Below are 16,408 nucleotides of genomic sequence, written 5' to 3'. Positions count from 1 at the left end.
AAAAAAGGTTTTCTCATATATTTATAAAGAAATAACTTAAGCTTAAAAAGGAGAAAACCTCTATGAAAAAAAATAATACATTTTTTTATTTATGCACGTTATTAATAACGGTTTTTTTATTTATTACCTTCACTACTATATTTTCATATTTTATGCTAAGGGAAGGTAATAAAGCTTCAGCTATAAAAGAGTTTGAAGTAAAGGAGCAAGAAATAACTTTAAAAACAAGAGATAAGCTAAAAATAAGGGTATACAGAACAAAAACTAAAACCATAGAAGAAATGGACATAGAAGAATATATTAAAGGAGTAGTGGCAGCGGAAATGCCGGCAGAATTTAACATTGAAGCTTTAAAGGCTCAAGCGGTAGCAGCGAGAACTTATGCCTTAGCCCATATGGAGTCTGTTGGAGGAAATGGATGTGGACAAATTAATGAAGGTGATATCTGTGATACAGTACATTGTCAAGCCTATATATCTAAGGAAGATAGATTTAAGGCATGGCCTGAAAGTAAAGGAAATGAGTATTGGAGTAAAATTGAAGAGGCTGTTTTAAAAACAAAAGAAGAAGTAATTGTATATAACAACAGTATAGCTAAGGATATATATTACTTTGCTGTAAGTGGTGGAAAAACTGAAAGCTCAGAAGAGGTGTTTTCCCAATCGGTTCCTTATTTGCAAAGCGTAGAAAGCACTGGAGAAGAAGTTGCCCCAAAGTTTACATCAAGTTTAAGATATACTAATGCTAACTTTGTTAAGATGATTAATAGCTATTACCCCAACTCAATTACCTCTTCTAGTAATTTGAAAAATAATATTAAAATAAAAAATAGAACTTCAGCAGGCGGAGTAAAGGAATTACAAATAGGCAAAACCACAATAACTGGAACAAAATTTAGAAGTATTATGGGACTGAACTCTACTAATTTTAGTTTTGTTTTTAATGGAAACACTGTAGAGATAATATGTAAGGGATATGGGCATGGGGTAGGAATGAGTCAATGGGGAGCAAATTCTTTGGGGAAAAATGGGAAGGACTATAAATATATAATAAGTCACTATTATAAAGGTGTTCAAATAGGAAAATACACGGAATTATAGAAAATAAGCTGTCAACTAAACATTAGTCGACAGCTTCTTTTCTTTTAAGTCAAAATAAGTAAAAAAATATAGAAATAAATAGAAATAAATTTATATAAAATATGTATTTTTTACTATGTACTGGACAAACTACAAAAAGGAGGTGTTCATATGGATAAAAAATTCTCTAAAAGATTTTCAAACTTTATTAAAAGGGAGGGGTTTTATGTAATATTATTCCTATGCCTATGCATTTTAGCTACGGTAGCAGTTTTTGTATCTAGGAATACAGGAAAAGGGAACTTATCATCTAAGGATCCTAATATTGTAAATGATACAGGAATAGAAATAGGTGAAATTACAGAAAAACCTTATGAAGATTTTGATAATGCTCTTCAAGTTAGAAATGACAAAGATCGAGCTGAGGTAACTGAGAATAAAACAGAAGAGGATAAAGTTTCAGAAGTTACTACAACTGTAAGCACAAAGTTTATAAAACCGGTAGAAGGAATTTTAGCAAGAGCTTACTCTGAAGAGCCAGTATTTTGGAAATCCACTAATAGCTATAGACCAAACTTTGGTATGGATATAAAATGCGAAGTTGGCAAACCAGTAATGGCTGTTATGGAAGGTAAAGTAGAAAGTATTGAAAATGATAGCATAGATGGAGTGCAAGTTATTATAAACCATCAAAATGGACTAAAAACCATTTATGCTAACTTGGATTCAAAAGTATCAATAAGCAAAGGTCAAAATGTAAAAAGAGGAACTAAAATAGGAAGTGTAGGAAAAACTACTATAAGAGCATCCTATGAAAGTTACGGAGATCATTTGCACTTTGCTGTAATGAATAATAATGAATTCGTAAATCCATCAAAATACATACAGTATTAAGGTAAAGACTAGCCATTTTCCTCATTTACATGAGGAAATGGCTTACCAAATGTAATTTAAGATTGTGTAAAAGCATATTTATAAATAGATAAGATTAAGGAGGCAGCACTTTGAAGGACTATATTGAGGAAAGAGTATTGGAAGTAGCAAATTATATAATAAGCTCAAAAGCTACTATTAGAAAAACAGCAAAGGTATTTGGAGTAAGTAAAAGCACAGTTCATAAAGATATGACTGAGAGATTACCGAAAATAAATCCCGAAATTGCCAATGAAGCCAAAATTATAATGGATTACAATAAATCTGAAAGACATATAAGAGGTGGAAAAGCTACCAAAATGAAGTACAAGACTATTGAAGGATAGACACATTCCTATTATAATTGAATTATATGGTATTGATAAGGAATAATTCAATAAAAATATAACGAAAGAGTAGGAGTGAATAATAGGGATGTTTTTCTTCAATATTGGAACAGATATGGGGATAGATTTAGGAACTGCAACAGTGTTAGTGTTCATAAAAGGAAAAGGTGTTGTATTAAAGGATCCTTCAGTGGTGGCTATAGATAAAAGCAAAAATAAAGTTTTAGCCGTTGGGGAAGAAGCTAGGCAAATGATAGGTAGAACTCCAGGTAACATAGTGGCAATAAGGCCACTAAAAGATGGAGTTATATCAGACTATGATCTAACAGAAAAAATGCTTAAGTATTTTATAAGAAAAGTGTGTGGAAAAAGAAAGATTGTATCACCAAGAGTTGTAGTATGTATTCCTTGTGAAGCTACAGGAGTTGAAAAAAGAGCCGTAATAGATGCTGCAAAAAATGCAGGAGCTAAAAAAGTATTTCTAATTGAAGAGCCTTTAGCGGCGGCTATTGGGTCAGGCCTTGACATAACAAAGGCTAGTGGAAGTATGGTAATAGATATAGGAGGAGGAACTACAGACATTGCTGTTATATCCTTAGGAGGAATAGTTGTTAGAGCTTCTATAAAAATAGCTGGAGATAAGTTTGATGAAGCTATAATAAGATACATAAGGAAAAAACATAAGTTAATGATAGGAGAAAGAACAGCAGAGGATTTAAAAATTAATATTGGCTCAGCTTATAAAAGAGATGAAGAAATAAGTATGGAAATAAGAGGAAGAGATTTAGTTACGGGCCTTCCTAAAAATATAACAGTGTCTTCTGAAGAGATGAGAGAGGCTTTAAGTGAGCCAGTAAATGCTATAGCAGAATGCACACATTCGGTATTGGAAAAAACTCCACCTGAACTAGCAGCTGATATAGCAGATAAAGGTATTGTAATGACTGGTGGGGGAGCTTTATTAAATGGTCTTGATAAACTCATACAAGAAGTTACAAAGGTTCCTGTCTATGTAGCAGAAGATGCAGTTTCATGTGTGGCTTTAGGTACAGGTAAGGTTTTAGATTTTGTGGATAAGCTAGACTTAAGTATGACAAACGATGATATAAACTTAATGAATTAATAATGAATTAACAAAAAGCAAAGTGATTAACTCTTTGCTTTTTTTGATTCATATCCAAGAAATAGTGCTTGTGTTATTGCGTTAGCTAGCTTGAATATAAAATCTAATCTTATTCTAGTATTGCTAAATATATTATTTTCCGAAGAATCTACGATTGCTATTATAGAGGATTCACCTACAGGAGGGAGTTTTTTGCCAACGCCTTTCCCAGGTTGAATTGGACAATCTCTTGCATGTATTTCACCTATATTATTCTCATGACCTAGGCAGGCATCTATGGCAATAATCTTTGCATTAGGGTGAGCATATTTAATTTCTGTTAGTTTCCTATCAATATTTAAAGCATGTATAGGATCGGAGATTGTTCCATATATAGGAAGAGGGAAATTCTTTTCGGTTAAAAATGTACCTACTAATGGACCTAAGCTATCTCCTATACATCTATCAGTACCTATACATACTATAACTGTATTAACATCAACATAATTGCATATAAAATTGCCTATCTTATAAAAACAAGCCTGGTCTTTATAATGTGCTCGAATTATATTCAAATAGCCACACCTCCCTAATAATGTATATGAGAGAGGGTGGCTTAATATTAATATAATTAACTAAAACTTACTTTTGTCCCAAATATTTAGCTGTTCTATGTTCATCAAAGCTCCTAGTAGATGGTCTTTTAATCCGGGAATGTCCTTCTCTAGTGCATAGGTTAAATCCTTCATGTATTGTCTTTTAGTAAGTCCATTTGCAGGACAAGGATTGTGTATTATAGGAAACTCATATTTTGCTGCAGTGCTTTTAATTTCTAATTCATCTATATACACCATAGGTCTTATGACGGTTATATCTTTTCTGCTTAAATAGGTTTTAGGTGAGAAACTATTTATTCTGCCTTCATAGAACATAGACATCAATAGAGTTTCTATAGCATCATTTTTATGATGACCTAAGGCTATTTTAGTGCAACCTAGATCTTTTGCTTTTTCATTTAATACTCCTCTTCTTAAATTAGCACATAAAGAGCAAGGATTTTTTTCTTTTCTAATATCAAAAACTATTTCTTTAATATTAGATTCTATCAAATAAAATGGAACATTTAGTTCATTGCATAACTTTTCTAATGGTGAGAAATCTGCACCTGTTTTAGGATCAATAGTAATAACAATTAATTCAAAGGGTTCTGGAGAAAAAGTTCTATACCTACTTAACAAATGTAGTAAAGTAAGACTATCTTTACCTCCAGATAAGCCTATTGCAACTTTGTCCCCACTTTCTATTAATTTAAAATCATTTACAGCTCTTCTTAATTTGCTTAGAAGTTTTTGCATAGTTATCTCCTTATCAGCTTTCGAATATTCTACTAGCATTATAATATAAAGTTATAAACAAATAAAGAATATAATTATATTAAATGCATTAATTTGAAGAAATGTGAAGGAAATAAGAGTAATATAGAGTAATAATCGTTACATTGCCCATAATGGCTGTTTTCGAGGTTGAATTTTATTAAATAAGAATGTATACTATTGCTTGTTAACAAATTAAGAATATTAATAATGAAATGTGCTGGCATGGCTCAACGGTAGAGCAGCTGACTTGTAATCAGCAGGTTGTAGGTTCGATTCCTATTGCCAGCTCCACAAATGGAAGTGTTCCCGAGTGGCTAAAGGGGGCAGACTGTAAATCTGTTGGTAGTACCTTCGATGGTTCGAATCCATCCACTTCCACCAATTTTAATTAATATTTTTAGATTGTTAAGTTATTAAATATGCTGGCATGGCTCAACGGTAGAGCAGCTGACTTGTAATCAGCAGGTTGTAGGTTCGATTCCTATTGCCAGCTCCATATATGGAAGTGTTCCCGAGTGGCTAAAGGGGGCAGACTGTAAATCTGTTGGTAGTACCTTCGATGGTTCGAATCCATCCACTTCCACCAAAAAAAGACACTGTTGATAGTGTCTTTTTTATTTTGATTAAGTAAAAAATTCCCCGTTGACACGGTAATGAGGTTATGCTATAGTTTTTAGAGTAAAATAGAATAAAAAGCTCTTATCAAGAGAGGTGGAGGGAAATGGGCCCTATGAAACCCGGCAACCAGCTATTATGCTAAGGTGCCAATTCCAGCAGATAATATCTGCAAGATAAGAGAAAAGGAACATTGTTACCTCTTCTTATCGAAGGGGTTTTATTTTTATAAAAATTAAATTGGAGGGTAAAAAGATGAGAAAATTGTTTACTTCAGAATCAGTAACAGAAGGGCATCCAGATAAGATATGTGATCAGATTTCTGACTCGGTGTTAGATGCTATACTTGAAAAAGATCCTAAAGGAAGAGTAGCTTGTGAAACTACAGTAACTACAGGGATGGTTTTAGTTGTTGGAGAGATAACAACTAATTGTTATGTAGACATTCCTAAAATTGTTAGAGAAACTATAGAATCCATAGGTTACACAAGAGCTAAATATGGCTTCGATAGTGATACTTGTGCTATATTAACATCAATTAATGAACAATCACCAGACATTGCCATGGGAGTAAATGAATCCTTAGAATCTAAAAAAGGAGAAAAGGATGTAGAAGAAGCTATAGGTGCTGGAGACCAAGGTATGATGTTTGGATTTGCTACAAATGAAACTCCGGAATATATGCCAATGCCAATAGCTACTGCTCACAAACTTGCTAGAAAGTTATCAGAAGTTAGAAAAGATGGTACACTTTCATACTTAAGACCAGACGGAAAAACTCAGGTTACGGTAGAGTATGAAGATGGAAAGCCAGTTAGAATAGACACTATAGTAGTATCTACCCAACATAGTCCAGAGGTTACTAGGGAAGAGATAGAAAAAGATATACTAAAATACGTAGTTAATGAAGTGGTTCCTCAAGAACTCCTAGACGAAAATACAAAATACTATATAAATCCAACGGGAAGATTCGTTGTAGGTGGACCTCAAGGAGATGCTGGCTTAACAGGAAGAAAAATAATAGTTGATACCTATGGAGGATATGGAAGACACGGTGGTGGAGCTTTCTCAGGAAAAGATCCTACAAAGGTTGATAGATCCGCAGCCTATGCAGCAAGATGGGTAGCTAAAAATCTAGTTGCCGCTGGAGTGGCAGATAAAATAGAAATCCAATTAGCTTATGCTATAGGAGTTGCAAGACCAGTTTCTATTGCTGTAGATACTTTTGAAACAGGAAAAATATCAGATGATAAAATAGTAGATATAATAAACAAAACATTTGATTTAAGACCTGCGGCTATAATTAATTATTTAGATTTAAGAAAACCTATTTACAAGCAAACTGCTGCATATGGTCACTTTGGAAGAACAGATTTAGATCTTCCATGGGAAAGATTAGATAAAGTTGAAGAAATAAAAAAATATTTATAAAATATACGAAAAAAAGGAGGGGTTTTAAATAACCTCTCTTTTGTTTGTATAAGGAAATAATATGGTATAATATAAATTAAATTAACAATTTAGGAGAGGTTTTATGGCAGAGATACAGGGAAGTGTGGAAGCTATTGTTTTTAAAAATGATGAAAATGGATATGTGGTAGCTAGGATAAAAGAAAAAAATAAACTAATAACCATTACGGGATGTATACCCTATATAATTGAGGGCCAAGAATTAAATCTAATAGGGGAATGGGTCACTCACCCTCAATTTGGGGAGCAATTTAAAGTTGACATTAGTGAGGAAAGCTTGCCAAATACAACAAAGGGTATAGAAAGATATCTAGCTTCAGGAGTAATATCTGGCATAGGACCTGTAACTGCGAAAAAAATGGTAGAAATTTTTGGAGAGGAAACCTTTAATGTTTTAGAAAATAATATTGAAAGGTTAAAAGAAATAGAAGGCATAGGAGATAAAAAAATAGCTACTATCCAGGAATCCTTTAATAAACAAAGAGAGCTAAAAAATGTAATGATGTTCTTCCAAAATTACGGAGTAACCACTAATCAATGTTTAAAAATATATAAGAAATACAAAAATGATTCTATAAGAATAGTTAAGGAAAATCCATATATTTTAACAGAAGATATAGCTGGCTTTGGCTTTAAAACTTCTGATAAGATTGCTCGTAATTTAGGGATAGAATTAAACTCTCCTTTTAGAATTAGCTCTGGAATAAAATATATTATAAATCAGTTTTGTGGTTTAGGTAATACCTGTATGCCATATAATAGACTTGTAAAAGAAGCCATAGAAATTCTTGGAGTTGCTGAGGAACACATAAAAGAAAGCTTAATATATAATGCTTATGAAGGTAAGATTAAAATAGAAGAATGTAATGGAGAACAATATGTTTTTACCATACCCTATTTTTATTGTGAGTTAGGTGTAACAAAAAAAATTCTTACACTTTCTTTGTGTAACTTTAATAAACTAGAAATAGATGTGGATGATGAAATTAATAAATTTGAAAAAGATAATCAAATTAAATTTGCACCCTCTCAGAAGGAAGCTATAAAAGGAGCTTTAATAAGTGGGATAGAGATAATTACAGGGGGGCCAGGTACAGGAAAAACTACTATAATAAATTGTATAAGCCAAATATTTGAAAAGTATGGTATGACAGTTTTTATGGCAGCACCTACAGGAAGAGCTGCAAAAAGAATGAGTGAAGCTACAGGAAAGGAAGCCAAAACCATACATAGATTATTGGAGATGGGTATGAGTGAAGAAGAGGAGCTTTTTACAAAAACAGAGGAGTCTCCCTTGCAGTGTGACGTTATAATTGTAGATGAAGCCTCTATGATAGATATACTACTAATGCACAATTTATTAAAGGCCATATCACTAGGTACAAGACTCATAATAGTGGGAGATGTAGACCAGCTTCCCTCTGTAGGTCCTGGTAATGTTTTAAGAGATTTAATTGAAAGTAATTGTGTAAAGGTAGTAAAATTGAAAGATATATTCAGGCAATCCTCGAAAAGTATGATAACCCTTAATGCTCATAAAATTAATAATGGTGAAATGCCAGTACTAAATGAAAAGGATAAGGACTTCTATTTTATAAATGGTGAAGAGGGAACAGTAATTCTAGACACCATAGTAGGACTTATAGATAAGAGACTTCCAACCTTTAATAAAAGTTGGGATAAACTAAAACATATTCAAATATTAACTCCTATGAGAAAAGGAGTTTTAGGGGTAGACAATTTAAATGAAAAACTTCAACAGGTATTAAATCCTAAGTCGCCTAATAAGAAAGAAAAAGAATTTAGAGAAATGTTATTTAGAGTGGGCGACAAAGTTATGCAAATAAAAAATAACTATTCATTAAAGTGGAAAAGAATAGCTGGATTTGGGGAAAATGAAGGAATAGGTATATTTAACGGAGATATGGGCTATATAGAAGATATAGACGAAGAAAAAGATGTCATTACAGTAATTTTTGATGAAGAAAGAAAAGTTATATATGAAAGCATGTATTTAGATGAATTAGAATTAGCTTATGCTATAACCATACATAAAAGCCAGGGTAGTGAGTTCCCGGTGGTGGTAGTTCCAGCTTTTATGGGGCCGCCATTGCTTATGAATAGAAATTTACTATATACAGGTATAACTCGTGCAAAAAGTTTAGTTGTAATAGTAGGGTCTTTAAAGTCTATAAAGTTCATGATTGATAATAATAAAAGTTTTGAAAGATATTCCTTATTAAAATGGAGAATAGAAAACATCATGAATGCCGTAGATTAAAACTTAAATATATTGGAGTGTATAACGTATGTTTATAAATAAAATTCCTAAGTCTTATTCAGAAAGAGAAGGAATAGTTGAACAAATTTCAAATTGGGTATTTTCAGGAGAACAGTTTTTAAATATTGTAACTGTTCCTAACAATTCTTCTTTTGTTCTAACTAAGGCAATAGCGAACTTTTTAAGCTTAAATAAAAAAGTTTTATATATAACCAATGAAAAAGAAGAGAGTATTGATTTATTTAGAAATTTAAAAAGAAGAGCTATACCAAGAAACTATGGTTATTTAAGAAATGCAGCTATAGAAATTAATAAAAATTTAATAGTGTGTAATTGTGAAAATGCTTTAAGATTAAGAAATAAGTATGATTTGGTAATTTATGATGATATACGAAGCTTACCTATATATAACAAGTATGAAATTATTGATATAATGGCTAAATGTTCTTCGGATAATGGGAAATTAATTTCCTATTCCATAGAAGGAATTTTCAATAAGAAAAGAGAAATAAATCTTCCTGTTATGGAAAGTGCATTGCCATTGGTAGAACCTAGAGTAATAACTACTAAAATAGATTTAAATACAGATATACCCTATACTATTTATGAATATTTAAAATGGTGGCTTAAGCTGGAAAAGAGAGTGGTAATATATGTTCCTGATGAAGAAAGTGTAACCAATGTTTGTAATTATATAAGCAAGTATTGCAAAGGTCTAGCGAATAATATAATTTCCTACTATAAGAGTGAAAGGGATGAAAAGCCTTTATTAACCTTCAATAAATACAATAAAGGTATATTAGTAACAAATGATTTAAAGGAAAAATTAAGAGGAGTTTACAGGGGAAGAGAAGTCAATGAGATGATATTTTTTGCAAATAATAGTTTGTTTGATTATAGAAAGCTTGCATATCTTTGTGGTGAAGAAGCCATAAATAATATGAAAAGCAAAGAAATTATATTTGTAGCCAATGAAGAAACAGAACATATGGATAGGGCAAAAAATATTATAAGAAATTTCAATAAGGAAGCTTGGGAGATGGGATTATTAAATATTTAAAAGATATATTTGATAATGTACTCTCTGTACTTTTTAGTGAAGAAGAACAATGCCCTTTGTGTGAAAAAGTTGTAGAGAAAACTTCTCTTTGTCTTGCATGTAGGAATAAAATCGACTCCATTAATGAAGTCTTTGTAATAAGTGGAGAGGAATATAGTTTTAAAGGATATAGTGTAGGAGTTTATTCAAATGCTATGGTTGGAATGATTAAAAGATTTAAATATAGTAGAGATTTTCAGTGTGGAAGAGCTTTAGGAGAACTGTTAAAAGAAAAAATTTTACACATTAATATAGAGTCTCCTATATTAACCTTTGTGCCTATGAGTAGTAAATCCTATAAAAAAAGAGGATATAATCAAAGTGAATATTTAGCAAAGGTTGTTGGAAGAGAATTAAATATCCCTGTGGTTAACACTCTATACAAGTGCAAGGAAACTTTAGATCAGATTGGATTAAATGGAAGTGAAAGATGGAGTAATGTTGATGATTCCTTTAAGTTAAATGAAGGAATTAAAATTAAGAATAGGAAAATAATAATAATAGATGATGTAATTACAACAGGTGCTACTGCCTATAATTGTGGAAAAGAGTTAATGAAAAATGGAGCAAAGGAAATAAATATATTGACTGTTGCCAAAAGTAATGTATAATAGTTATGTTAAGTTAGGTTTGTGATTGAAAATCGATGCCAGTCGCAGGCGAAACGATCCACGTAAGTTAAATAAAATGTTTAATGAGCATGGTGCGGCTTAGAGGTAAGTCCTGCCGTTGAGATTATATACGAGAGGGTAAGTAGTGAGAGGTTAATTCCGAGTAGCAAAAGCTCCAGCAGGCGGGTGTGGGGGAAAAAATCAGGTCAACTAACTTAAAATGTAGAGTTCTTATGTAGATAAGAACTCTATTTTTTTAAAGATTTTGATAATTTAACTTGTAATTTAACTCAAATCATATTAAAATTATAGTAACACAATAAACATTACTTTATAAATTTTAGAGTAGAGAGGGGCTGGAAGTATGAAAATTACAGTGACTGGTAAAAATATTGAGATTACAAACGCATTAAGAAATATAGTAGAGAAGAAGTTAGAGAAACTCGAAAAATATTTTAATCCAAATGTAGAAGCCCATGCTACATTAAGTGTACAAAAAAATACTCAAAGAATAGAAGTAACAATTCCTTTTAATGGAGTTATATTAAGAGGAGAAGAGTCAACAGACGACATGTATGCTTCATTAGATTTAGTTTTAGATAAGCTTGAGAGACAAATAAGAAAGCAAAAAACTAAATTACAAAAAAGGTTATATGGAGATTCATTGAGATTTCAATCAATTCCAGATGATGATATTAAAAATATAAATGAACCTAAAATAGTTAAAACTAAGAAGTTCCCAATGAAACCTATGTCAGATGAAGAAGCAGTACTTCAAATGGAACTTTTAGGACATAACTTCTTTGTATATGAAAATGCAGAAAGTGGAGAAGTTAATGTAATCTATAAAAGAAAAGACGGAAACTACGGTCTTATTGAACAAGATTTTGAATAATTAACATAGAATGAAACATATACAGAAAGAGGAGATTTAAATCTCCTCTTTTAAATTTAAAAAATACGACAAATTATTAAGGTTATCTACTACTAAATTTATATCAAAGGAGGAATCTATGTAATCCTCCTTTGAGTATTTTTCATTTAAAACAAGAACCATTTGGCAGCCGGCTTTCTCGCATTGTAAATAGTCATTTCTAATTTTGCAAGTTACAAGCACTGTTTCCTTAGGGTCTATATTAAACTTTTTAAATAAATATGTAACATCATAACTTGGAGGGGAATCAGGTATTATTAATCTAGTTCTATATGAAGATTTTATATATCTTAAGTTGCAATTTTCATTGCACATTACGCATTTATCGAATCTATTAGTACAAAGAATCGATGAAAAAATTATTGGTATATTATTAAAATGACTTAAGGCATTTAAATATTCCTTAGACATATTACTTGTGTTTACAATAATTAAATTAGGATTTGCAAAATCTATTTTGATATTACTTATATAAAAGTCATGAAAATCCATAGTAGTACTTATAGGGTATATAGTTAAGTTAGTGTAGAGGGTTTTGCAGTAACTTAGCATGAGATAAGATGGTGTTAAAACATTGTTAAAATCATAGTTTATATTAAGGTTCTTAATCATGTTAGAGAGAGTTTTTCTGCTAAAGTCCGGATTTAATGTGAAGAAATACCTTCTGTGGACAGGAATTTTATTTATAAATTTAACCCACTCTTCTTGTTTTTGTGGCGAGCTACATAGAATATCCTCAAATATAAAAAGGTAATTATTATACTTAGATATCATAAAACCACTCCTAAACTGTTATACTTTAATTATAAGGCTTATCTATTAACATTGTAAAATATTATTTAACAAATTGTGCATTAACCATGTATTAAGTTGAACCCAAATAAATTAAATGATATAATCTATAAGAATAAGTATTTTTAGAAAATAAAATTAGTGAGGATGAAAAAAATGAGGTTATTTGAGAAGATATTTGGCACATATAGTGATAGAGAAATAAAAAGAATAATTCCATTAGTAGATAAAATTGATGCTCTAGATTCAAAAATGCAGGGACTTACAGATGAAGAATTAAGAGCAAAAACTAATGAATTTAGAGAAAGACTAGCTAGTGGTGAGACCTTGGACGATATTTTAGTTGAAGCTTTTGCCGTTGTAAGAGAAGCTGCCTGGAGAGTCATAGGGTTAAAGCACTACAGAGAGCAGTTAATGGGAGGAATTGTTCTTCATCAAGGAAGAATAGCTGAAATGAAAACTGGTGAAGGTAAAACATTAGTTGCAACCTTACCTGCATATTTGAATGGCCTTTCCGAAAAGGGAGTTCATATTGTTACAGTTAACGACTATTTGGCTAAGAGAGATAGAGAACTTATGGGACCAATTCATGAGTTTCTAGGACTTAGAGTAGGCGTTATTTTGCATGAGCTAGATCAAACTGAAAGACAGCAGGCTTATAGATGTGATATTACTTATGGAACTAATAGTGAGTTTGGATTTGACTACTTAAGAGACAATATGGTTATATACAAAGAAGAAAAAGTACAAAGAGGGCTAAACTTTGCCATCGTAGACGAAGTTGACTCTATATTGATAGATGAAGCTAGAACTCCTCTTATAATATCAGGTCAAGGAGAAAAATCCACAGAGTTTTATAGAGTGGCAGATTATTTTGCAAAATCTTTATTAAAAGAAAGAGACTTTACTGTAGATGAAAAGGCTAATGCTGTAATATTGACAGATGATGGAATAGTTAAAGCGGAGGAATTCTTTAAAGTAGAAAACTATGCAGATTCAGATAACATGGAAATACAGCATCACGTAGTTCAAGCATTAAAAGCCAACTATACTATGAAGGTTGATAAGGATTATATAGTTAGAGAAGGCGAAATAATGATAGTAGACGAATTTACAGGTAGAGTTATGGAAGGTAGAAGATATAGTGATGGTCTTCACCAAGCCATAGAAGCTAAAGAAGGAGTTAAAGTAGAAAGAGAATCTAAAACTTTAGCAACTATAACCTACCAAAATTACTTTAGAATGTTCAGTAAATTATCAGGTATGACTGGTACTGCGCTAACAGAAGAAAATGAATTTAGAGAAATCTATGGTCTAGATGTAATTGTTATTCCAACTCATAGACCAGTTGTAAGAATAGACCAACCAGATTTAGTTTATAAAACAGCTAAAGGCAAATATAAAGCCATTGTAGAAGAAATAGCAGAAACTTATAAAAAGGGTCAGCCAGTGCTAGTAGGTACAGTAAGTATAGAAAAATCAGAGCTTATATCTGAAATGTTAAAGAAAAAGGGAGTTAAGCACCAGGTTTTAAATGCTAAGTACCATGAAAAGGAAGCGGAGATAGTTTCTCATGCTGGTGAATACGGAACAGTCACTATAGCAACTAATATGGCTGGTCGTGGTACGGATATTAAGCTAGGCGAAGGTGTTGTAGAAGTAGGAGGCCTTAAGATAATAGGTACCGAGAGACATGAATCAAGGAGAATTGATAACCAGTTAAGAGGACGTTCAGGACGTCAAGGAGATCCTGGAGAATCAAGATTCTACGTTTCATTAGAAGATGACTTAATGAGAATATTCGGTTCAGATAAGTTAAAGGGAGTAGTTGAAAAATTAGGACTTGGAGACGATGAAGCTATTGAAAGTAAAATGGTAAGCGGTGCCATAGAAAATGCACAAAAGAAGGTTGAAGGTAATAACTTTGATATAAGAAAAACTTTGATTCAATACGATGATGTAATAAATCAACAAAGAGAAATAATTTACAAACAAAGATCAGAAGTTCTTGCAGGTGAAGACTTAAAAGATCAAGTACAAGATATGATTAGAGATGTGGTTTATTCTGTTGTAGATTCTCATATATCAGGGATAGCAGAAGAATTTGAAAAAGAATTAGAAAACTTAATAACCTTCCTTGAAGATATTTATCTTCCTAAGGATTATGTAACGGTAGAACAACTTTCTAAATTAACAAATGAAGAAATAAAAGAAAAATTACTTACTATAGCTCAGAATATGTATATAGATAAAGAAGAAGACTTTGGAACTGAGCAAATGAGAGAAATAGAAAGAGTTATACTTTTAAGAGTTGTTGATACTAAGTGGATGGATCACATAGATAATATGGATCATTTAAAGCAAGGTATTGGACTTAGAGCTTACAAACAACAAGACCCAGTTCAAGCTTATCAGTTCGAAGGAAGTCAGATGTTTGAAGAGATGATTTATAATATTAAAGTAGATACTATAAAATATCTTTTCAGAGTTCAGATACAAAGTGCGCCAGAAAGAGAAAGAGTAGCAAAGGAAACAGCGACAAACCATAGTGATGATTCACTTAAAAAAGAACCTGTAAGAAAAGAAAACAAAATAGGAAGAAATGATCCTTGTTCATGTGGAAGTGGCAGAAAATATAAAAACTGCTGCGGAAGAGAAGCTTAATAGGAGTTGAGTAAAAATGTTTATAGAATTGGATTTAACCATTGGTGAATTAAATTCTTTAGAATTAATCCTTAAAGAAATTGGGGATTCACTTTGACATCGATAAAATAAAACTAAAAATAGAAGAATTGCAAAATAAAATGGGAGAATCTGATTTTTGGAATGACTTAAAAAGGGCACAAGAGGTTACCCAAGAAGAGAAATTCCTAAAGGAGAGATTGAGTAAGTTTTATGGATTTCAATCGAGAATTGAGGATGGAAAAATATTATGTGATTTAACTAGAGAAGAAGAGGATGCTTCTTCTCTAGATGAACTGTTAAAAGAAGTGAAAAGCTTAAAAGAAGATGTGGACAATTTTAGAATAGAAGTTCTACTCAGTGGAGAGTATGATAGAAACAATGCTATATTAACTCTCCATTCAGGAGTTGGTGGTACCGATGCACAAGACTGGACAGAGATGCTTCTGAGAATGTATAGTAGGTGGGCTGACAAAAAAGGCTACACTATAGAAACCTTGGATTTGATTTCGGGAGATGAGGCAGGTATAAAAGGAGCAACCCTAAAAATAAGTGGAGATTTTGCTTATGGATATTTAAAAGCTGAAAAAGGGATTCATAGACTTGTAAGAATATCGCCTTTTAATGCAAATGGCAAAAGACAAACTTCCTTTGCTTCCTTAGAAGTATTACCAGAACTTACTGAAAGCCAAGACATAGAAATAAGACCTGAAGATTTAAAGATGGATACTTATAGGGCAGGAGGAGCTGGTGGGCAGCATGTTAATAAAACAGAATCTGCCGTGAGAATAACTCACTTGCCTACAGGTATAATCGTTCAGTGCCAAAATGAAAGAAGTCAGCATTCCAATAGAGAAACTGCGCTAAAAATGCTTAAAGCAAAACTAGTTCAGTTAAAAGAAGAAGCTCATAAAGAAAAAATAGAGGACTTAACAGGAGAGCTCAAGGATATGGGCTGGGGAAGCCAAATTCGTTCTTATGTATTTCATCCATATAATTTAGTTAAAGACCATAGAACTGGAGCAGAAACGGGTAACTTAGGAGCAGTTATGGATGGAGATATAGACCTCTTTATAAATGAATATTTAAAAGTGAAATAATAAAAATC

14 protein-coding genes, 4 tRNA genes and 1 riboswitch are annotated in these 16,408 nt (G+C 31.9%); of the genes, 15 read left to right on the top strand and 3 right to left on the bottom strand.

The window, feature by feature from the left end; all coding sequences use genetic code 11:
- Window positions 1-62: 62 nt before the first annotated feature.
- The 4 genes from spoIID to mreB all read left to right on the top strand — a co-directional run bounded on the left by spoIID (window position 63) and on the right by mreB (window position 3,461).
- Window positions 63-1,100, top strand: coding sequence for a stage II sporulation protein D (spoIID, locus tag ABDZ69_RS13575; RefSeq protein WP_343770427.1), 1,038 nt, complete (start codon window positions 63-65; stop codon window positions 1,098-1,100).
- A 150-nt stretch (window positions 1,101-1,250) separates the two neighbouring features.
- Window positions 1,251-1,973 (top strand): peptidoglycan DD-metalloendopeptidase family protein, encoded by a 723-nt coding sequence (locus ABDZ69_RS13570; RefSeq protein ID WP_343770426.1) that lies wholly within the window; start codon window positions 1,251-1,253, stop codon window positions 1,971-1,973.
- A gap of 110 nt (window positions 1,974-2,083) precedes the next feature.
- Window positions 2,084-2,338 (top strand): sporulation transcriptional regulator SpoIIID, encoded by a 255-nt coding sequence (gene spoIIID / locus ABDZ69_RS13565; RefSeq protein ID WP_343770424.1) that lies wholly within the window; start codon window positions 2,084-2,086, stop codon window positions 2,336-2,338.
- A gap of 88 nt (window positions 2,339-2,426) precedes the next feature.
- Window positions 2,427-3,461 (top strand): rod shape-determining protein, encoded by a 1,035-nt coding sequence (gene mreB, locus ABDZ69_RS13560; protein WP_343770422.1) that lies wholly within the window; start codon window positions 2,427-2,429, stop codon window positions 3,459-3,461.
- A gap of 26 nt (window positions 3,462-3,487) precedes the next feature.
- Here mreB and yyaC read toward each other — a convergent pair whose 3' ends face one another.
- Both yyaC and ABDZ69_RS13550 read right to left on the bottom strand, forming a co-directional pair.
- The gene (yyaC, locus tag ABDZ69_RS13555; RefSeq protein WP_343770421.1) at window positions 3,488-4,015 is read right to left on the bottom strand and encodes a spore protease YyaC; all 528 of its coding nucleotides are present in this window, start codon (window positions 4,013-4,015) and stop codon (window positions 3,488-3,490) included.
- Window positions 4,016-4,075: 60 nt separating this feature from the next.
- Entirely contained in the window at window positions 4,076-4,795 is a 720-nt protein-coding gene (locus ABDZ69_RS13550; protein WP_343770420.1) for a tRNA 2-thiocytidine biosynthesis TtcA family protein, read from the bottom strand.
- A 237-nt stretch (window positions 4,796-5,032) separates the two neighbouring features.
- Between ABDZ69_RS13550 and ABDZ69_RS13545 the strand changes: the two genes are divergently transcribed.
- From ABDZ69_RS13545 to hpf, 9 genes are all read left to right on the top strand, one after another.
- A tRNA-Thr gene (locus ABDZ69_RS13545) sits at window positions 5,033-5,107 on the top strand.
- Window positions 5,108-5,112: 5 nt separating this feature from the next.
- Window positions 5,113-5,197 (top strand) — tRNA-Tyr (locus ABDZ69_RS13540).
- Window positions 5,198-5,237: 40 nt separating this feature from the next.
- Window positions 5,238-5,312, top strand: a tRNA-Thr gene (locus ABDZ69_RS13535).
- Between the two features lie 5 nt (window positions 5,313-5,317).
- Window positions 5,318-5,402, top strand: a tRNA-Tyr gene (locus tag ABDZ69_RS13530).
- Window positions 5,403-5,512: 110 nt separating this feature from the next.
- Window positions 5,513-5,614: riboswitch (SAM riboswitch) on the top strand.
- Between the two features lie 72 nt (window positions 5,615-5,686).
- Entirely contained in the window at window positions 5,687-6,862 is a 1,176-nt protein-coding gene (gene metK / locus ABDZ69_RS13525; protein WP_343770419.1) for a methionine adenosyltransferase, read from the top strand.
- Window positions 6,863-6,965: 103 nt separating this feature from the next.
- A complete protein-coding gene (recD2, locus tag ABDZ69_RS13520; protein WP_343770418.1) occupies window positions 6,966-9,182 on the top strand; it encodes an SF1B family DNA helicase RecD2 in 2,217 nt (738 codons plus the stop codon).
- A 28-nt stretch (window positions 9,183-9,210) separates the two neighbouring features.
- Window positions 9,211-10,242, top strand: a complete 1,032-nt coding sequence (locus ABDZ69_RS13515; RefSeq protein ID WP_343770417.1) for a hypothetical protein — start codon at window positions 9,211-9,213, stop codon at window positions 10,240-10,242.
- Window positions 10,215-10,892, top strand: coding sequence for a ComF family protein (locus tag ABDZ69_RS13510; protein ID WP_343770415.1), 678 nt, complete (start codon window positions 10,215-10,217; stop codon window positions 10,890-10,892). Before ABDZ69_RS13515 ends, ABDZ69_RS13510 begins: the two co-directional genes overlap by 28 nt.
- Window positions 10,893-11,256: 364 nt before the next feature.
- The gene (gene hpf, locus ABDZ69_RS13505; RefSeq protein ID WP_343770414.1) at window positions 11,257-11,787 is read left to right on the top strand and encodes a ribosome hibernation-promoting factor, HPF/YfiA family; all 531 of its coding nucleotides are present in this window, start codon (window positions 11,257-11,259) and stop codon (window positions 11,785-11,787) included.
- Between the two features lie 36 nt (window positions 11,788-11,823).
- On the opposite strand, the gene ABDZ69_RS13500 is transcribed toward hpf, so the two are convergent.
- Window positions 11,824-12,600 (bottom strand): HAD hydrolase-like protein, encoded by a 777-nt coding sequence (locus ABDZ69_RS13500; protein WP_343770413.1) that lies wholly within the window; start codon window positions 12,598-12,600, stop codon window positions 11,824-11,826.
- 174 nt (window positions 12,601-12,774) lie between these two features.
- On the opposite strand from ABDZ69_RS13500, the gene secA reads away from it, so the two are divergent.
- Together secA and prfB are read left to right on the top strand one after the other, a co-directional pair.
- Complete coding sequence (gene secA, locus ABDZ69_RS13495; protein WP_343770412.1) at window positions 12,775-15,282, top strand: preprotein translocase subunit SecA; 2,508 nt, start codon at window positions 12,775-12,777, stop codon at window positions 15,280-15,282.
- Window positions 15,283-15,298: 16 nt separating this feature from the next.
- Window positions 15,299-16,400, top strand: a protein-coding gene (gene prfB, locus ABDZ69_RS13490) for a peptide chain release factor 2 (RefSeq protein WP_343770411.1) whose coding sequence is annotated in 2 segments (ribosomal slippage) — window positions 15,299-15,376 and window positions 15,378-16,400 — 1,101 coding nt in all. Because the reading frame shifts where the segments join, the coding sequence is not laid out codon by codon here.
- The last annotated feature ends 8 nt before the right edge of the window (window positions 16,401-16,408 follow it).

Origin of the sequence: Clostridium malenominatum (assembly GCF_039521365.1) — a bacterium.
GTDB lineage: Bacteria > Bacillota > Clostridia > Clostridiales > Clostridiaceae > Clostridium_AW > Clostridium_AW malenominatum.
Note: the sequence above shows the minus strand (reverse complement) of the source record. Positions and strands in the feature narration are given on the sequence as shown.

What these genes read in the sequence shown, in the direction of transcription:
- recD2 (WP_343770418.1), top strand. Translation starts at nt 6,966, where the DNA reads ATGGCAGAGATACAGGGAAGTGTGGAAGCTATTGTTTTTAAAAATGAT.
- secA (WP_343770412.1), top strand. Translation starts at nt 12,775, where the DNA reads ATGAGGTTATTTGAGAAGATATTTGGCACATATAGTGATAGAGAAATA.
- mreB (WP_343770422.1), top strand. Translation starts at nt 2,427, where the DNA reads ATGTTTTTCTTCAATATTGGAACAGATATGGGGATAGATTTAGGAACT.
- metK (WP_343770419.1), top strand. Translation starts at nt 5,687, where the DNA reads ATGAGAAAATTGTTTACTTCAGAATCAGTAACAGAAGGGCATCCAGAT.
- hpf (WP_343770414.1), top strand. Translation starts at nt 11,257, where the DNA reads ATGAAAATTACAGTGACTGGTAAAAATATTGAGATTACAAACGCATTA.
- ABDZ69_RS13500 (WP_343770413.1), bottom strand. Translation starts at nt 12,600, where the DNA reads ATGATATCTAAGTATAATAATTACCTTTTTATATTTGAGGATATTCTA.
- ABDZ69_RS13515 (WP_343770417.1), top strand. Translation starts at nt 9,211, where the DNA reads ATGTTTATAAATAAAATTCCTAAGTCTTATTCAGAAAGAGAAGGAATA.
- spoIID (WP_343770427.1), top strand. Translation starts at nt 63, where the DNA reads ATGAAAAAAAATAATACATTTTTTTATTTATGCACGTTATTAATAACG.
- ABDZ69_RS13570 (WP_343770426.1), top strand. Translation starts at nt 1,251, where the DNA reads ATGGATAAAAAATTCTCTAAAAGATTTTCAAACTTTATTAAAAGGGAG.
- ABDZ69_RS13550 (WP_343770420.1), bottom strand. Translation starts at nt 4,795, where the DNA reads ATGCAAAAACTTCTAAGCAAATTAAGAAGAGCTGTAAATGATTTTAAA.